This window comes from Kushneria sp. EE4 (assembly GCF_977968315.1).
In genome coordinates, this window is record NZ_OZ386212.1 from 1,341,753 (window position 1) to 1,359,384 (window position 17,632).

Here is a 17,632-nt window from a genome sequence, read left to right on the forward strand (position 1 = left end):
CATGCGCCTGGTTTCATTCAATATCAACGGTATTCGTGCGCGCCAGCATCAGCTTGAAGCGCTGGTCGAAACCCATGCGCCCGATGTCATCGGCCTGCAGGAGACCAAGGTTCAGGACAGCGAGTTCCCGCTTGATGCCGTAGCAGGCCTTGGTTATCACGTGCATTACCACGGTCAAAAGGGTCATTACGGCGTGGCGATGCTCACAAAGGCGGCGCCAACGCAGGTGCAGCTTGGCCTGCCGGATGATGACGATGAGGCGCAGCGGCGCATGATTGCGGTGACCCTCGATACGCCTGCCGGGCCACTGACGGTCTACAACGGCTATTTTCCGCAGGGCGAGAGCATCCATCACCCGACCAAGTTTCCCAACAAGCGTCACTTTTATGATCAGCTCTCGCGCCATCTTGAGCAAACGCATCAAAGTGATGAGCTGATTGCGGTCATGGGCGATTTCAATATCTCGCCTGCCGACATCGATATCGGCATCGGTGAGCCGGCGCGAAAGCGCTGGCTGAGAGAAGGCAAGACAAGCTTTCAGCCCGAGGAGCGTGGCTGGCTCGAGCGTCTGACCACCTGGGGACTCGAGGACAGCTATCGCCGCTGCTACCCGCAGCACGACGATCTGTTCAGCTGGTTTGACTACAGATCAAAGGGATTCGAGCGCGATCCCAGACGCGGGCTTCGCATCGACTACATCCTGACCAGTGCGGGCCTTTCGCCTCGCGTACAGGATGCCGGCATCGACTACGATCTGCGCGCCATGACAAGGCCCTCCGATCATGCACCGGTCTGGACCGAGCTGGACATGACATAAAACGCCGGCCGGCATGACGACAGCCCCATGGCCCGCCGCAGGCGGGCCATGGGGTCTTCAGCGCATCGAGACCTGCGAGGACGTATCAAACCGGTCGCGATCGTTATCGATCAGCGCCAGCCACTGCCCCGCCTGCTCGGCGCTGTCACCGAATTTCTCGGCTTCCTGGAAAACCTGCTGCGCCTGATCGAAACGCCCCTGCTCATAGACCGCAACGCCTTCCATCAGCAGCAGCTGGCCGGGATCGTCTCCGCCGCTGGCCCGCGCCCTGGCAAACCCCTGCTCGGCCTGCGCCCAGACGCCCCAGCCGTAGGCAAGATCGCCCAGCATGTACCAGTCGTGCGCGTCATCGGTGCGCTCGGCCACCGCTTGCCAGGCCTTTAGTGCCTGGCTGTGATCACGCGTTTGGGCCCAGGCACGCGCCAGCAGGCGACGATGCTCATTGCTGTCTTCGAGTTCGCCGTTGTCGAGCGCCCTTGCGAGCATCTCGGCGGCACGCGCCGGCGTACCGCCCGCCATATGCAGTCTTGCCCGGGTCAGCAACGCCGCCTCGCCCTTGAGAATGCCTCGCTGCCAGCCGGCCTCCCAGAGCGCGGCGGCCCGGCCGGGCTGACCGATACGCTGATAAAGCGCGGCCGCCTGTTGCCAGCGCTGCGGGTCGCTGTCGTCCTGCTCGAGCTGCGCCTCGACCACGCTGGAAGCGTCGCTGTACTGGCCGGCCTGCTGATAAACGCTCGCAGCCAGCGCCAGCTGCTCGCTGTCAGGCGCTGGATCGCTGCTGCGCGCCAGCCCGACCCAGCGCAGGGCATCATCCCACTGCTCAAGGCGTGCATGGATGCGCGCGCCCAGCCAGAGATCCCCGGGCGCAAGCGATGACTGGCCCTGCCAGCGATCAAAGAGCGACGCGGCCTGCTCCAGCTGCCCGGCTCGCAGCCGCAGCCTCGCTTCCTGTTCAAGCCACTGCAGGCGCTGTGACAGCGGCGCGGTATCGATACCACGTGCCTGATAGAGCAGATCGGCCGCTCGACCGGGCTGGTCCAGACGCTGGGCGGCACTGGCCGCCATCTGCAGATACAGCGCCCGGGCCCACTGGTCTGCCTGGCTGCTGCCGGCGCTGGATGCGCGCGTTCGCGCCGTATCCACGACCTGCTGGTAATGCCCGTTCGAGAGCTCACGCTCAAGGCCTTGAAGACGATCGATGCTTTGCTGTGAAAGCGCCGGCCCGTCAGCCATGGCGCGCTGCTCACCGCCCAGCAGCATGGCGAGGCCGACCCCCATCGCCATCAGCGCTTTTAATCGGCTGCGGCGAGGATTCAAACGATGAAGCCGTTCGTGGCGAAACATGACATTACCTCAGTTTGAAGACCAGCCGCTGACGCGTGCGGGCCGGCGCATCCCGAGACGGGAACTGCCACTGCTCGATGGCGTCGCGCGCGGCACTGTCGAACACGCCGCCGGGCTCTGACGCTGTCACTTCAATGGAGCCTGCATCAACACTGCCGTCGGTATTGATGGTAAAACTCATCTCGACAAAACCCTCCTCACCGCGGCGTCTTGCCCGCATGGGGTATTCCGGCTGTACCCGGCTGGTGGGCTGAGCCTGTACCGTACCGCCACCCTGTGCTGCAGGTTCGCCATCCGGCGTGCCACCGCTGCGATCGCCCTGCTGCTCGCTTTGCTGCGTCCCCTGAGACGATGGCGTGGGCGTGGCCTGCTCCTGTGGCGGCGCAGGCGTTGGCTGCGGTTCGGGCCTTGGCTCGGGTTCGGGCTGCGGCTCGGGCTGCTCGACATCAAGCGCCGGCAGAGTGTCGTTCATGTCCACATCCGGTGCCATGGGCTCACTCACTTCCTGCGTCTGCAGCTCGATGTCACTTTGCACATCGTCTGCCGGCTGTGGCGTCGGTGCGGGCCGCGCCGGCGCTGCCGGTGGGGGCGGCGGCGGTGCGGCCGCGGCGATGTCGGTCGAGTCTTCAGGCGCCTGAGCCGGCGCGGCCACATCATCGACGACCGCCATGGTCATGGTTTCCTGAGGCGTTTCGCGGGGCTCAGGGGGCGCGACCATCATGGCCAGCCCCCAGAACAGCAGCAGTGCAAGGGCCAGCGCGCCCAGCAGCGCAAGCGCCTGACGCATCAGCTCTCTCCCCGCGAAGCCGCGACCGCCACGTTCTCGACACCCGCCTGGCGAATACGATCCATGGTCTGAATCAAAAGCCCCGTCTGTGAGGCGCGATCGGCCTGAATAACCACGTTGCCATCACTGCCGGAAAGCGCCTCGCGCACGCGATCCCCCACGGCGTCGCTGTCAACGGCCTGACCGTCCACCCAGACCGCCCCTTCAGAGGTAATGGCGACCAGCACCTGCGTATCGCTGCGCTGGGTCGCTTCGCTGGATTCGGGACGCTCGATCTCTACGCCGCTTTCACGCACAAAACTGGTGGTCACGATAAAAAAGATCAGCATGATAAAGACCACATCCAGCATCGGCGTCAGATCGACCCCGGTCGTGTCTTCTTCCATGCGGGCTCGACGTCTACGCATGATCGATCTCCGTGGCTCGGGTCAGTCGATCGTGAAGATGCTGGTCCTCACGTCGCACGATATGTTCAAACCGACTGGTAAAGAGAATGCCCACCACGGCCACCGCCATGCCGGCAAGCGTGGGCAGCGTGGCCCGCGCCACGCCGTCCGACATGCTGCGCGCCTGCCCCACGCCGGTAATGGCCAGCGTATCAAACACCTGAATCATGCCGGTCACGGTGCCGACCAGCCCCAGCAGCGGGCACAGGGCCACCAGCAGCTTCAGCCAGGGCAGCGAGGCGCGCAGCGCACTGATCAGCTCGCCGCACCAGCACTCACGCAGAGTTCGCGCACTCCAGCTGACGTGCTCGTGGCGTTTTTGCCACCGGGCGATCAGCGCCTGACGCTGGCGCCGATAGCGCCATTGCCAGTAGATCAGCCGCTCCAATGCCAGCGTAAACAGCAGCACGGCGACCAGCGCGATGACGACCAGTACGGGCCCGCCGGCACTGGCCAGCCGGCCGATGGGGTGTAACAACGCCTCGATCATGAGGCGCTTCCATGCAGTCGGGTGTCGGTTTCAAGCCCGGCGTGCTGCTCGTCCAGACGATCGGCCAGATGGGCGCTGGCCTGTCGCTCCAGCATGTTCATCAGGCTGCGGCTGCGGCTGTTGAGCGCGGTATTGGCAAACAGCAGCGGAATGGCCACGACCAGGCCCAGCACGGTCGTCACCAGCGCCTGACTGATACCGCCGGCCATCATCTTGGGATCGCCGCTGCCGAATACCGTAATGGCCTGGAAGGTCCCGATCATGCCGGTCACCGTGCCCAGAAGCCCCATTAGAGGGGCGATGGCGGCGATCACCTTGACGACCGCCTGACCACGCTCCAGCCCCGGCTGCTCGGCCAGCAGCATTTCATCCATGCGTGCCTCGAGTACCTCCGGCTCGTGATAGCGCTGCTGCTGTCCAAAGCGCTTGAGCACACGGCCCAGGGGGTTGTCGTCGCGCAGGTCCTCGAATCGGCGCGCCTGACGGCGAGTGCGCGCGCTGACCAGTGCCAGCCACACAAACTGGGCAAGAGCAATCAAAAGACCCACCGCCCCCAGCGCCAGCGTGATGTAGCCGATCACGCCGCCCTGGCCAATACGCTCGATCAGTGAGGGCTGCTGCGCCAGCGCTTCCAGCACGTCACCATTGGTGGGATCCAGCGCCATGGTGTCACCGTCACCGTCTGCCAGCGCTTCGAGCTCGCTCGAGACGCTGGCAGGCGTATGCGCGGCCACGGCCAGCGGCCTGTCATCGGCGGGAGCGCGCAGCAGATCGCCTTCACTGAAGGCACTCATGCCCCCGAGACGAACGACATCACGCTCGGTAATATTGCCATCCTGGCCGGCCACGGGCAGTTGAAGATGCTCGCCGCGGGCGCTGCGCGCGATCAGCTGGCTCATGGACCGGGCGTACTGCTCGAGATCATCGGTGGCGGCAATGCTGTCATCGCTCAATGCTGGCAGCGTGATATCGCTGCCCAGCGTCAGCCAGCTGTTGTGCAGCCCATCACGAGTGTCATTGATGTCGCGGCGCAGTCGATCAAACAGGGGCTGAAGATCGTCACCTTCGGCACTGCGGCGTTCGTTGATATCCGCAATGGCCGCTTCCTGATTCTGGCGGGTGCTGTCGAGACTGTCGCGGCGCGCCTGGGCCTGCTGCTGGCGCGCCTCGGCGTCTGCCACGGCCTGCTCCAGCTCGCCGCGATCATCCAGCAGGCGCTCAAGGCGTGACATGTCACGCGCCTGCGCTTGTGTAGACCCCTGCTGATAGTTCTGAACGATGTCTTCAAGCGAGGGGGCAGACTGGTCGGCAGCAGAAGCCGGCAGTGAGGCGCCCATCAAAAGGGCCAGCGCAACGCCTGCCACACGAGCTGTCATGTGTTTTACCACCTTCATTGTGATGCCCCCTGTGACGCGGCCTCGGAGGGCGCATCGTCCAGTTCGATGGACAGCGGCAGCGACAGCAGCTCCGGTGCACGCTGATCGTTGGCAATGCGGATGCCGCGGCTGACCGCGGTGCGCTGGGCGCTGTCCAGTGAATGCCACTGACGGTCATCGTTTTTCCAGACCCCGCCCTGCTCGCCGTCCGGTGTCAGGTAGTAGAAACCGATGCGCCCCATGCGCAGAAACTGAACGTCGCTTTGATGGTTGTCCTGCGTTAGCTGACCCCGCCAGCTGTCCATGCTGCTGCCGTAATCCAGTTCGGTACGCCAGACGGAGAGCAGCTGCTCCATGCGCTTTTCTTCGGTCATCGAAGGGTCGGCCAACGCGCTTTCGATACCGTCCAGACGGGCGATGCGCTCGTCATGGCGAAAGGGAATATCGGCCTCGACCAGCGCCCTGAGGCGATCAAGCATGTCCTGCATCGTGTCGGGCAGCGCCTCGCGAGTCTCACCCAGCGTTTCCAGCGCGTGCTGCTGCCGGTCGATGCGCTGCTGCTGCTCATCAAGCGTCGAGGCGAGTCGGTCGTTGTAGCGCTCAAGGCGCTGCGCCGATGACTGCGCATCGCGAAGACGCGTCAAAAGCTCGCGCGTTTCGTCATCGGCCTGATCGATACGGGTCTGAATGGCCTGCTGCTGCTGTTGCTGCTGAGCGGTTTCATCACGAAGTGACGACGCCTCTGCCAGCGTCGGTAATGCCATGATCGTCAATAGGGAAAAGGCAGCGCCTCTGAGGCAACAATTACGACGGTGGGTCCTCACATGGTTCTCCAGGAAGAGGCGTACGGTAAAAGTGGGGGCAATCCGAGCGCGTGATGTCGGATACCCAAAGCAACTTAATAGAAACAAGAACAATTATCAAATGATCATCGCTAACATCGCCACGCCAGGGCGGCTTTCACCTTAAATGGCCCGTTTGACACAAAAAAGCCGGCAAGCAGCCGGCTCATGACACCTTTCAGACCACGGATCAAAGCTTGCGTTCAAGCTCCGGCAGTGCCTGAAACAGATCGGCGACCAGTCCGTAGTCGGCCACCTGAAAGATCGGCGCCTCTTCATCGGAGTTGATCGCCACGATCACCTTTGAGTCCTTCATGCCGGCAAGGTGCTGTACCGCACCGGAAATGCCGGCGGCGATATAGAGCTCCGGCGCCACCATCTTGCCGGTCTGACCGACCTGAAGGTCGTTGGGCACGTAGCCGGCATCCACGGCCGCGCGCGAGGCGCCCACCGCGGCGCCCAGACGATCGGCCACGCCCTCGATCAGCCGGAAGTTCTCGGCGCTGCCAAGCCCTCGTCCACCGGAGATGATCACGCGAGCCCCGCCAAGCTCCGGGCGCTCGCCGCCGGCCAGCTGCTCGTCGACAAACGTGACCAGCCCCTGATCGCCGGTGCTGTCAGCACTGGAAACGTCCGCGGCGTTTTGCTCGCCGACCGGCTCAAAGGCCGTCGGGCGAATGGTGATGGCCTTTTTGTCATCCAGACTGCGGACCGTGGCCAGCACGCTGCCGGCATAAATGGGACGCACAAAGGTATCAACGGCTTCGATCGCGATGACATCGGAGATCTGTCCAATGCCCAGAAGCGCGGCCACGCGCGGCATGACGTTGCGCCCGCTGGTGGTCGAGGCGCACAGAAGGTGCGTGTAGGGCTCGGTCAGCGAGACCACCAGCGCCCCGATATTTTCCGCCAGCATGTGATCAAAGGCGCTGTCCTCAACGCTGATGACACCGGTCACGCCGATCAGTCGAGCGGCCTGCTGTGCCGCTTCGCCGGCCCGACTGCCCGTTACCAGCACATCGACGCTGCCGCCCAGCTTTCCGGCGGCGTCCATGACCCGGGCCGTTGCGCTGGAAAGATGGCCCTTTTCCTGTTCGGCGATGACCAGAATACGTGTATCGCTCATCAGATCACCTTCGCTTCGTTTTTGAGTCGATCAATCAATTCATCCACGGTATCCACGCGTACCCCGGCCTGACGCTCTCTCGGGATATCGACCCGCAGCAGCGCCTGACGAGGGGTCACATCGATGCCCAGCGTGTCCACTTCCAGACTTTCGATGGGTCGCTTCTTGGCCTTCATGATGGCCGGCAGCTTGGCATAGCGCGGCTCGTTGAGGCGCAGATCCGTGGTGACCACCGCCGGCAGCGACATGGAAAGCGTTTCCAGCCCGCCATCGATTTCGCGGGTCACTTCCAGACGCTCGCCGTCGATGACGATTTTCGAGGCGAAGGTGGCCTGCGGCATCTGCGTCAGGGCGGCCAGCATGGGGCCGGTCTGGCTGCTGTCGCTGTCGATCGACTGCTTGCCCAGCAGTACCAGTCCGGGGCTTTCACGCTTGACCACCTCTGCCAGCACCCGGGCCGCCCCCAAAGAGTCGACCGGGGTATCACAGCTCACGTGCAGGGCACGGTCCGCGCCCAGCGCCATGGCCGTACGCAGCTGCTCCTGCACACTCTTGTCACCGATGGAAACGGCCACTACCTCATCGGCAATGCCCTGCTCTTTCAGGCGAACGGCTTCTTCGAGCGCGATTTCACAAAACGGGTTCATGGCCATTTTGGCGTGCGTCAGGTCCACATCGCTGTGGTCTTCCCTGACGCGTACCCTGACGTTGTGATCGATCACGCGCTTGATGGCGACGAGTACTTTCATGCCTTCCTCGTGGTGTCGGATATCTCGAAATTCGTGAGCATGGCCGCCCCGAAAGCCGCGGATAAAGCCTGGCGGGGCGGGTTTTGACCGTTGACTGTCAGTCTACATGGGGATGGGGCCGCCCCGGAGCAACAAATCGATCCTGAAAAAGGGGTTCGAATTGGGCCGGGGCGTGACTTGATGCGATAATCAGGCATCTTTGAATCCCCTGACGCCGCTTCCAGAAGCGGCTGAGAATCATTGCTATCCAAAAGCGTTAGTGTAACACGCCAGACGTCATCAGGATGGGGGAATGAATCACGCACAAGGAGTTGCGCAATGGACAGAGAGTCCATGTCATTTGATGTGGTTATTGTAGGTGCCGGCGTCGCCGGACTGTCTGCGGCCTGCCGCCTGATGCAGACTGCCCGGGAGCAGGCGCATGAGCTCAGCGTCTGCGTGCTGGAAAAGGGCGCCGAGGTCGGCGCCCACATCCTGTCGGGCGCCGCCTTTGATCCGCGCGCGCTTGATGAACTCTTTCCCGACTGGAAAGACCGCGACGCGCCGCTGCATACGCCGGCACAGCGTGACGAAATTCTGTATCTGCGCGACAGCGAGCGTTTCGTGCGCTTTCCCGATGCGCTGGTGCCGCCCTCCATGCTCAATGAGGGCAGCTACCTGATCAGCGCCGGCGATCTGTGTCGCTGGCTGGCCGAGCAGGCTGAAGCCCTGGGCGTTGATATCTTTCCGGGCTTTGCCGCTCAATCGCTGATGTTTGGCGAGCGCGGAGAGATCACTGGCGTCATTACCGGCGACATGGGGCTGGATCACAACGGCAACCCCAAACCCGCGCATGAACCGGGCATTGCCCTTTACGGGCGCTATACCCTCTTTGCCGAAGGCGCTCGCGGCCATCTGGGTCAGGAACTGATCCGGCATTACAACCTGGCCGCCGGACGCGATGAGCAGCACTACGCCATCGGTTTCAAGGAGCTCTGGGAAGTCCCCGCCGAGCAGCACGAACCGGGCCTGGTGGTGCACACCGCCGGCTGGCCACTGTCTTCCGAGGCGCACGGCGGCAGCTTTTTGTATCACGGCAGCGACCGCCAGGTCATGGTCGGGCTGATCGTTGATCTGGCCTACGACAATCCCTGGCTCTCCCCTTTCGATGAGTTTCAGCGCATGAAGCATCATCCCGAGGTTGCACGCCATCTCGAAGGCGGCACCCGTATCGCCTTTGGCGCCCGCGCCATTACCAAGGGCGGTCTCAACAGCCTGCCGGAAATGACCTTCCCCGGCGGCCTTTTAATCGGCTGCGATGCCGGCACGCTGGATTTTTCGCGTATCAAGGGACTTCACATGGGCATGAAGTCCGGCATGCTGGCCGCCGAAAGCGTGGTGGAGGCGCTTGCCGGCGGCGATGAAGGCGGCAGCACGCTGACCGGGTTTAAAGCGCGATTCGAAAGCAGCTGGGCGCATGAGGCGCTTGCCCGGAATCGCAACTTCGGCCCGGCCATGCATCGCTTTGGCATGGTCATGGGCGGGGCGTGGAACTTTCTGGAGCAGAAACTGCGCCTGCCGCTGCCCGTGCTGCATGACAACGTCGCCGATCATGCGCGCCTGAAAACGGCCGAAGACGCCGAGAAAATCGACTATCCGCGGCCCGATGGCGTGCTCTCCTTTGACAAGCCCTCTTCGGTGTATCTCTCCAACACCCATCACGAAGAGGATCAGCCCTGTCATCTGACGCTACGCGATGCCAGCATCCCCATCAGCGTCAACCTGCCCCGCTACGCTGAACCCGCCCAGCGCTACTGCCCGGTTGGCGTTTACGAGGTTATCGAGGACAGCGAGGGCGCGCCGCGCTTCCAGATCAACTTCCAGAACTGCATCCACTGCAAGACCTGCGATATCAAGGACCCTTCCCAGAACATCCGCTGGGTCACCCCGGAAGGCGGTAACGGCCCGGGCTACCCCAACATGTAGTCACACGAGCAATCACGTAAAAAGGGCCCCGATGTCGGAACACATCGGGGCCCTTTCATGTTTTGCAGCCCTTGATCAGACTGTCGGCGCGCTGGTATCGGTCGCAACAGGCCGAGCGGGGTCGCGGCTCCACTCGCTCCACGAGCCCGGATAGAGTCGTGGCAGTGGCTGACCCAGTGCCGCGTGGGCCAGAACGATCATGCAAGCGGAAATGCCGGAGCCACAGTAGGCGATGCTGGACTGGCCGGTGGCCGGTATCAGCTGCTCCAGCGCCTCGCTTTCAGTCAGGCAGTTGTTGTCATCCAGCAGCGAGGCGCCCGGTACGTTGACAGCGCCGGGAATGTGGCCGGCCGCCTGATCGATCGGCTCGCTCTCGCCGCGATAGCGCACCGGCGGCCTGGCGTCCAGCAGCAGGGCATCGCCTTCGGCCACATCATCGGCACTGGCCACCATCTGGTGCTGGAAATCACACTGCCAGTCGCTGGAGGCTGGCGACTCGGGAGTATCGTGCTCCAGCGCCCCGCCGACGGCCTGCCACACCTGAATGCCGCCGTTGAGGACGAACACGTTGTCGTGACCGGCCCAGTGCAGCATCCACCAGGCACGCGCCGCGGCCAGCTGTCCGCCCAGATCGTCATAGACGACCACTCGGGTGTCGGGCGTGATGCCCCAGCCCTGCAGGGTCTTTTGCCAGGTTTCAGGTGCCGGCAGCGGGTGGCGCCCGCCCCTGGCCCCGCCCGGCGGCGCGGAAAGAGCCTGATCCATGTCGGCCAGCAATGCGCCGGGCAGATGGCCCTGCTGATAGAGCCGTGAAGCCGCCTGGGGGTCATCCAGGCGCGCCCGACAGTCAAGAATCACCAGCGGTGTGCTGTCGCGCTGCCACATCAGAAGTGTTGTGACGTCTGTCAGTGCAGTGGTCATGGAAACTCCCTGGATTTAACTGACGCGCTCGATCGGCGCGCGTGAAGCAATAAGTCGGCGACGGCCGGCCCGATGAAACATGACTTCCAGCACACAGCGCTCGCGCTCGCCTTCAACCAGCTCGATGCGCCCCTCACCAAATACGGCGTGACGCACCTGCTCACCGGGCTGCCAGTCATCAAACCGGGACAGCACCGCCGGCGCCCTGCCTCCGGTACTGGCGCGAAACGAGGCCTCCATGCCGATACCGTCAAGATAGCGGTTGACCAGCGACGGGTCGCGTACACCGGGGGCGGCATCGTGCTCGTCCGCTATGGCACGGGTGGTTTTGAGGCTGTCTTCCCAGGCGGCTTCCTCGATAAATCGACTGGCGCGGTGGGGCGCCGGGTCCGGCAGCAGCAGCAGCCGCTCACGCGCCCGGGTAATGCCGACGTAAAAAAGCCGTCGTTCTTCTTCCAGCGCTCGGGGCGTGAGCGGATTCTCTCTGGAATAAAGCGGAAAATCCTCCTCGTTGAGCCCCGCCAGCACGACCATCGGCCACTCGAGCCCCTTGGCGCCGTGAATGGTCGAGAGCAGCACGCCCTGCTCCTGATTGATGACGGGATTTTTGAGCAGCGCAATGAAGGCCTCCGGGTCATCGGCCAGCTCCCCGGCCTGTTCAATCAGAACATCCAGAAGGCGAATGTCCTCCTCGCCCTTGTCACGCCGGGCAGCGGCACGGCGCAGAAGCTTTTCGGCCTCCAGCGTGTCGACCACATGCGAGAGCACATCGGCCGGCGCCTGATCGCGCATGGAAGGCAGCTTCTGCAACAGTGCCCAGCGCTTTTTGAGATGTCGCCGCTGAAAGGGCTTCAGGCCATCCAGCACAATGTGCTGCTCGGGCCAGCGGCCGGTGCGTGCAAGCTCTGCCGTCAGCGGCCCCAGCCGCTCCTGGCTGACAAAGGCACTGGGCTGGCTGTAAAGCATCAAAAGATGCTCACTGTCACTTAAAAGCGCCGGACGTCGGGTCAGTTCCAAATAGCCGGCCAGCGCCCGGACCAGCGGCAATCGAAACACGAAACGGTCCTGCTGCCCCAGCTGAAAGGGAATGTTTTCCCGCAGCAGCCGCAGCTGTACGGGCACGCTGAGTGACCAGCTGCGCACCAGTACCGCGCACTCCTTCAGATCGCGCCCCTGTTCCTGCCACTCCTGCAGCAGGCGCACCAGCCGCGCATTGTCGCTGTCGCACTCGACCTGTGTTGCCGGGTTGTCCGGCGCCGACAGCGTGAGCTGATCGGCAGCGCCCTTATTGGCGCGAATGACATGGTTGGCCATCAGGGAGACGGCGTGGCCGTGACGAAAGGTCCAGCTCAAGGGATAGTCGGTCGGTGTGCCGAAAAGTTCGCCAAAGCGGGCATTCATGGCATCCGGGCGCGCGCCGCGCCACTCATAGATGCACTGATTGGCATCTCCTACAGCCATGACGCTGGCGCTGTTGCCCGCCAGCATCGATAGAAGACGCAGCTGCACCTCGTTAATGTCCTGATACTCATCGACAATGATGTGATCAAGACGGCCCTGAATGCGCTCGCGCGAGACGTCGTCACGAATCAGCGCGCGCAGGGGTCGATAGAGCAGATCGGCATAGGTCATGACGCCCTGGTCATGCATCTGGCGTTCCATCTCCAGAAAGGCCGGCACAAAGTGCTCGGTATCCGCGCCGTAGTCGCCCTGCTCGTGGAGTCTGGCAGGTGGCAGGCATTCCGATTTGACCAGATCACAGAACTGCAGCAGCGCCTCGATACGCTCTTCTTCCAGTGACAGCGCCAGCTGGGCAGGCTCATCAGCCAGCAGCTGTTGCAGTACCTGACGGGCCAGACGCTCTCGCTGCCACTCCCCTTCGATCAACCGACGCGGCGGCAGAGCGCCCCAGCGCATCAGGCTCTGCCCCAGCCGATGGCCGATGGAGTGAAAGGTACGTACCTGCGGCAGTCGGCTGCCGGAAGGGGCCAGCCTGCGAAGGCGCGCCGCAAAATCCTCGCGCGCGGCGCGATTGAACATCAAAACCAGAATCCGATCAGGCGATGTCCCCACCGCCATGAGATGAAGCACCCGGGCCACCATGGTTGATGTCTTGCCGGCACCGGCCACGGCAAACACCCGTGCATGGCCGTTGCCATGATGAACCACGGCCTGCTGTTGTTCGGTCAGCGTCATGATGGCGTTTGAAGATCGCCGGCATCCATTGGCGCCCCCAGAGCGTGCCAGTGCCCCTGACTATAAATGCCCATGTGCAGGTGGCCCTGAGCGTCTTCAAGACACTCGGCCTGCTCGACGAGATAGTACCAGCACTGGCGTGACAGCCGCGCCGAAAGACCGTGACGCAGGCTGACCCGCGGAATGTCGGTGGCCTCGTCGAGGACCAGATGACAGTCACCGTTCAATGTCGCGTGCTCTCCGGTCTGGGTGGTCAGAATCCAGCACGGATTGCCATCGGCCAGCGCCTGACAGGCAGCGTCCACGATCAAAAGCGGACAGTCTTCGACACGGATTCGCCACTTTTCGACCGGCGTGACCAGATAGTGATGCCCGTCCGACTCGCGGCGCAGCAGGCGCGACAGGGTTCGCAGTACGCGTGGATGTTCGACCGCCGCGCCCTCGTGCCACCAGACGCCCTGTCGATCCACCCGTATGTCCAGCTCACCCGACAGGGTCGGATGCCAGCTTTCCAGTGGCAGGGGCTGATCATCCGTTTGAACCGTCAGCAGCCTTTCCAGTGACATGGCAGACTCCTCAGGCAGTTGCAAATCGTGCGGCATCATCGTGGATGGGCGTGGCCCAACGGAACAGACGGTGGAAGTTGGCCGTGGTCTGCATGGCCACTTCATCCAGACTGATGTTGCGCTCATTGGCAATGACACGGGCCACCTCCAATACACGCGCCGGCTCGTTGGGGCGCCCTCTGTAGGGCACCGGCGACAGCCAGGGGCTGTCGGTTTCCAGCAGCAGCCGATCAAGCGGCAGCGCCCGGGCCAGCGCGCGCACGTTCTCAGCACTGGCAAAGGTGACGATACCGGACAGCGAAATCATGAAACCTTGGGCCACGGCCCGACGCGCCATATCGAGATCTTCGGTGAAACAGTGCAGTACCCCGCCAACGTTCGGGTCAAGATGCTGCTCGATCATCTCAAGCGTTTCTTCACGCGCAGCGCGCGTATGAACACTGACCGGCAGCTCGGCCTCACGGGCAGCGCGCAAATGACGCTCAAAGCGGGTCAGCTGAGTCTCTCTCGGAACACGAAGCGCCCCCTGCTCGTCTGTCTGAAAATCCAGACCGATTTCGCCGACAGCGACCGGTTCGAATCGCTCGATGCAGTCCTTGATCTCTTCAAACGTGGGTTCGCTCTCAAGAATCTGCATCGGGTGAATACCGACACCGTAAAAGACATCATCATGGCGACGCCCGATCTCTGCCAGTGACGGCATGCCTTCCAGATTAGTGGCGACCGCCAGAAAGCCGCGCACACCGGCCTCGCGAGCGCGCGCAAGAACTGCGTCCACTTCGCCGCTTGCAGGCTCAAGGCGATCAAGATGACAGTGGGAATCGATCAGTACCGAAGGCCATGACAATTGTTCGGCTGACTGGCTCATTAAACTTACCCGGTTGTAGATATACAGACCGGGTATTATCGCAGATCACTGACTTTTAGGGGGCGAAAGATATATTTTCGATGAGCTCAAACAGAAAGATAACGGTATAATATTCTCATCGATCTTAAGCAATGATGGTCGGTCCGTTCAGGCCAGCAGTGACTCGATGTGTTCACGCAGGGCATGCTCTTCGGCATCAAGATGAACGCCAACACCGCCACTGCGCTGGCCAGCGCCTCCTGAAGGCGACAGCCAGGCAACGATTCCCGATGCCGGACGCGCGTCGTGTTCATCAGGCAGCGTCAGCAGCAGGTAGACCCGTTGACCCAGATGATGACGCACCGTCGTAGGGACAAACAGACCGCCGCGCTCAAGAATCGGCATCCATGCTGCCTTGAGTGCGTTGGTATCGTTAAACGTAAAAGACAGTGCTCGCCCACTCATGAGAACCTCCCACCGGGAAAATAATGGACCTGTTATCGGCCGCCGGCGGCAAAAGTTGCGCAGCGTCTCAGGAGCGCAAAAGCGCCGACCAGCGAATCAGCCAGGATTCGATGACCAGCTGGGCATTGGGATTACCGCCTCCAGCCAGCAGACGCCGCTGCTCATGGGCGTAATCGAGCAGTCGAAACCAGTCACGCACGCGTGCGTTCTTGATGGCCTGCTGGTAAAGCGGCAGAAGGTCACGATTACGGACGCTGTCCATATCGCCGGACACGCCGAGACGAATCAGATCCTCGAGCCAGAGCACGCCATGCCAAAGGATGTCGGCCAGCGCCTGTTTGTCCAGCCGTGCGGCTTCTGCGACCGGGTCCCCGCCGCGCACCAGCGACTCAAAAAGCTCGCGCAGCTCCTGACGCAACTGCCGGGCCTCGGGGGCGGCCAGATCACGTGCCAGAAGTGGGCGGCCACCGGCGACCTGCCACCAGAATTCGGCCTGCTCCCGATCATCAAGCGCCTCGGTCAGCCAGGCAAGCGCCTCATCACGCGCAGGCTGAGGATGCGACCACTGCTGACAGCGGCTGCGAATGGTCGGCAGCGTGCGGGAGGGAATATCGCTTTGCAGGACAAACAGCGTGTTGTTGCCCGGCTCTTCCAGACTTTTCAGCAGTGCGTTGGAGGCGGCTACGGTCATCGACTCGGCCGGCGCCAGATGAATCACGCGATACCCCCCCTGCTGCGCCGTCTGTGACGCAAAGGCGTTGATGTCGCGAATGGCATCGATACGAATCTGTTTGCCCCGTTCGGCAGGCAGAATCTCGAGAAGATCAGGATGGTATCCCGACATCAGCATCTGGCAGGCGTGGCATTTGCCACAGGCGCTGTCCCGGGGTGTCTGACAGAGCTGCCGGGCGATCAATGCCTGCGCCAGACGCTCCTTTCCCAGCCCCGAAGGGCCGGTCAGCATGAGCGCATGAGGCAGACGGGATTCATCCGCCAGCGCTGTGAGGCGCTGCCAGATGCCTGTTTGCCAGGGCCAGGGCGTCAGTTCCATGAGTTGAGCTGTTGATCCAGCAACATGGCAATATCGCGCTGCACCTGCTCAAGCGGCTGCGCGGCATCGACAGCGGCAATGCGCTCGGGGGCCTGTTCGGCACGCATTCGATACCCCTGGCGCACCCGCTCAAAGAAATCGCCGCGCTCGCGTTCAAAGCGGTCGCGCTCCCCGCCCCGTGCGGCCAGGCGGTCGGCGGCATGCTCGACCGGCATATCCAGCCAGAGGGTGATATCCGGTGTCAGCCCCTGCTGGACGAACTGCTCGAGTGAGGCAATGCGATCGCCGTCGATACCACGGGCACTGCCCTGATAGGCAAAGGTGGCATCGGTAAAGCGGTCACTGATGACCCACTCTCCCCGGGCAAGTGCAGGGCGGATGACCCGGGATAGATGCTGGGCGCGCGCAGCAAATACCAGCAGCAGTTCTGTCAGATCGTCGAGCGGGTCCTGCTCGTCACCGGCGAGCAGCAGCGCCCGAATGCGCTCTGCCATGGGCGTGCCGCCGGGCTCGCGTGTGGTAACAACGCGGATGCCCCGATTCTGGAGATAGTCACGAACGAAGGAGAGGTTGGTGCTTTTTCCGGCACCCTCTCCTCCTTCCAGAGTAATAAAACGGCCTGGCTGAATCATGACGTCTCTCAACGGTTGAGAATATAGCGACGCACCGCCGCATTATGTTCTTCGAGCGTGGCGGAAAACTGATGTTCGCCGTTGCCTTTGGAGACAAAGTAGAGCTCGTCACCTTCTGCCGGGTTGACGGCAGCCTCAAGGGAGGCGCGCCCGGGCATGGCAATGGGGGTTGGCGGCAGCCCGCTGATGACGTAGGTGTTCCACCGAGTGGATCGGGTCAGATCCGCACGCGTCAACGAGCCGCTATAAGCCTGCCCCAGCCCGTAGATCACGGTCGGATCCGTTTGAAGGCGCATTCCCTTTTCCAGACGGCGAACGAACACGCCGGCAATACGGGTACGCTCGGCAGGCGCACCGGTTTCCTTTTCGATCAACGAGGCCAGAATCAGCGCCTCGTAGGGGCTATCGATCGGAAGATCCGGCTGACGATCGGCCCAGATCTCGTCAAGGGTATTGACCATTCTGTCATGGGCGCGCTGAAACAGTTCAATGTCGGTGGTGCCCTTGTGCCACTGATAGGTGTCCGGAAAGAACCAGCCTTCGGGAAACTCTCCTGTTTCACCAAGCGCGGCCATGATTTCTTCATCGCTCATGTCCCGGGTGTCGTGCACAAGCGGCTCGGCCTGATTCAGGATCTGGCGCATCTGGGCGAAGGTACGCCCTTCCGGAATGGTCAATCGATGTCGAACGACATCGTTGCTGGAAAGCTTGCCCAGCAACGCATGCGCATTCATGTCGGGCAACAGCTCGAACTCGCCGGCACGCAGCGCCCTCAAACGCGCGGGATCAACCACGCCAAGCAGTTTGTAGGGCCAGCGCTCGTCAATAATGCCGCGCTCGTGCAGCTCGTCGATGATCTGTCTGGCCCCCATACCGGGGCGCACCTCGTAGATTTCAGAAGATTGCAGGGCAATCGGTGTGTCCAGCTTGTGCTGCCACCAGAGCCAGCCGCCACCAACGGCAGCCGCCATGATGATCAGTGCCAGAAGTACACCCTTTAACCATCGCATGC

The 17,632-nt window shown here is 62.7% G+C and carries 18 protein-coding genes; 2 read left to right on the plus strand and 16 right to left on the minus strand.

Annotated elements, in window-relative coordinates:
- Position 1: 1 nt before the first annotated feature.
- A complete protein-coding gene (xthA, locus tag ACXMYO_RS06190) occupies positions 2-817 on the plus strand; it encodes an exodeoxyribonuclease III (RefSeq protein ID WP_457808125.1) in 816 nt (271 codons plus the stop codon).
- Between the two features lie 57 nt (positions 818-874).
- Here xthA and ACXMYO_RS06195 read toward each other — a convergent pair whose 3' ends face one another.
- The 8 genes from ACXMYO_RS06195 to ACXMYO_RS06230 form a co-directional block, all read right to left on the minus strand.
- Complete coding sequence (locus ACXMYO_RS06195) at positions 875-2,161, minus strand: hypothetical protein (RefSeq protein WP_457808126.1); 1,287 nt, start codon at positions 2,159-2,161, stop codon at positions 875-877.
- Between the two features lie 4 nt (positions 2,162-2,165).
- Positions 2,166-2,948, minus strand: coding sequence for an energy transducer TonB (locus ACXMYO_RS06200; protein ID WP_457808127.1), 783 nt, complete (start codon positions 2,946-2,948; stop codon positions 2,166-2,168).
- Positions 2,948-3,355: an ExbD/TolR family protein gene (locus ACXMYO_RS06205; RefSeq protein WP_457808128.1), complete on the minus strand. Its 408-nt coding sequence runs from the start codon at positions 3,353-3,355 to the stop codon at positions 2,948-2,950. The genes ACXMYO_RS06200 and ACXMYO_RS06205 overlap by 1 nt, the downstream gene beginning before the upstream one ends.
- Positions 3,348-3,884 (minus strand): MotA/TolQ/ExbB proton channel family protein, encoded by a 537-nt coding sequence (locus ACXMYO_RS06210; protein WP_457808129.1) that lies wholly within the window; start codon positions 3,882-3,884, stop codon positions 3,348-3,350. The genes ACXMYO_RS06205 and ACXMYO_RS06210 overlap by 8 nt, the downstream gene beginning before the upstream one ends.
- Complete coding sequence (locus ACXMYO_RS06215) at positions 3,881-5,260, minus strand: MotA/TolQ/ExbB proton channel family protein (protein WP_457808130.1); 1,380 nt, start codon at positions 5,258-5,260, stop codon at positions 3,881-3,883. Before ACXMYO_RS06215 ends, ACXMYO_RS06210 begins: the two co-directional genes overlap by 4 nt.
- A 14-nt stretch (positions 5,261-5,274) precedes the next feature.
- Positions 5,275-6,024, minus strand: a complete 750-nt coding sequence (locus tag ACXMYO_RS06220; protein ID WP_457808131.1) for a DUF3450 domain-containing protein — start codon at positions 6,022-6,024, stop codon at positions 5,275-5,277.
- Positions 6,025-6,292: 268 nt separating this feature from the next.
- Positions 6,293-7,228: an electron transfer flavoprotein subunit alpha/FixB family protein gene (locus ACXMYO_RS06225; protein WP_457808132.1), complete on the minus strand. Its 936-nt coding sequence runs from the start codon at positions 7,226-7,228 to the stop codon at positions 6,293-6,295.
- Complete coding sequence (locus ACXMYO_RS06230; protein ID WP_457808133.1) at positions 7,228-7,977, minus strand: electron transfer flavoprotein subunit beta/FixA family protein; 750 nt, start codon at positions 7,975-7,977, stop codon at positions 7,228-7,230. The genes ACXMYO_RS06225 and ACXMYO_RS06230 overlap by 1 nt, the downstream gene beginning before the upstream one ends.
- Before the next feature lie 333 nt (positions 7,978-8,310).
- On the opposite strand from ACXMYO_RS06230, the gene ACXMYO_RS06235 reads away from it, so the two are divergent.
- Complete coding sequence (locus ACXMYO_RS06235) at positions 8,311-9,942, plus strand: electron transfer flavoprotein-ubiquinone oxidoreductase (RefSeq protein WP_457808134.1); 1,632 nt, start codon at positions 8,311-8,313, stop codon at positions 9,940-9,942.
- 75 nt (positions 9,943-10,017) lie between these two features.
- Here the strand turns inward: ACXMYO_RS06235 and ACXMYO_RS06240 are convergent, their stop codons facing one another.
- The 8 genes from ACXMYO_RS06240 to mltG all read right to left on the minus strand — a co-directional run bounded on the left by ACXMYO_RS06240 (position 10,018) and on the right by mltG (position 17,630).
- Positions 10,018-10,863 carry a sulfurtransferase gene (locus tag ACXMYO_RS06240; RefSeq protein WP_457808135.1) on the minus strand — a complete coding sequence of 282 codons (846 nt, stop codon included), beginning with the start codon at positions 10,861-10,863 and terminating at the stop codon, positions 10,018-10,020.
- 15 nt (positions 10,864-10,878) lie between these two features.
- A complete protein-coding gene (locus ACXMYO_RS06245) occupies positions 10,879-13,059 on the minus strand; it encodes an ATP-dependent helicase (RefSeq protein WP_457808136.1) in 2,181 nt (726 codons plus the stop codon).
- Positions 13,056-13,625: a DUF1285 domain-containing protein gene (locus ACXMYO_RS06250; protein WP_457808137.1), complete on the minus strand. Its 570-nt coding sequence runs from the start codon at positions 13,623-13,625 to the stop codon at positions 13,056-13,058. Before ACXMYO_RS06250 ends, ACXMYO_RS06245 begins: the two co-directional genes overlap by 4 nt.
- Before the next feature lie 10 nt (positions 13,626-13,635).
- Complete coding sequence (locus ACXMYO_RS06255) at positions 13,636-14,493, minus strand: TatD family hydrolase (RefSeq protein ID WP_457808138.1); 858 nt, start codon at positions 14,491-14,493, stop codon at positions 13,636-13,638.
- Positions 14,494-14,640: 147 nt separating this feature from the next.
- A complete protein-coding gene (locus ACXMYO_RS06260) occupies positions 14,641-14,937 on the minus strand; it encodes a PilZ domain-containing protein (protein WP_457808139.1) in 297 nt (98 codons plus the stop codon).
- A gap of 67 nt (positions 14,938-15,004) precedes the next feature.
- Positions 15,005-15,988: a DNA polymerase III subunit delta' gene (locus ACXMYO_RS06265; protein WP_457808140.1), complete on the minus strand. Its 984-nt coding sequence runs from the start codon at positions 15,986-15,988 to the stop codon at positions 15,005-15,007.
- A complete protein-coding gene (gene tmk / locus ACXMYO_RS06270) occupies positions 15,979-16,620 on the minus strand; it encodes a dTMP kinase (RefSeq protein WP_438767521.1) in 642 nt (213 codons plus the stop codon). The genes ACXMYO_RS06265 and tmk overlap by 10 nt, the downstream gene beginning before the upstream one ends.
- A gap of 8 nt (positions 16,621-16,628) precedes the next feature.
- The gene (gene mltG / locus ACXMYO_RS06275; RefSeq protein ID WP_438767524.1) at positions 16,629-17,630 is read right to left on the minus strand and encodes an endolytic transglycosylase MltG; all 1,002 of its coding nucleotides are present in this window, start codon (positions 17,628-17,630) and stop codon (positions 16,629-16,631) included.
- Between the last annotated feature and the right edge of the window lie 2 nt (positions 17,631-17,632).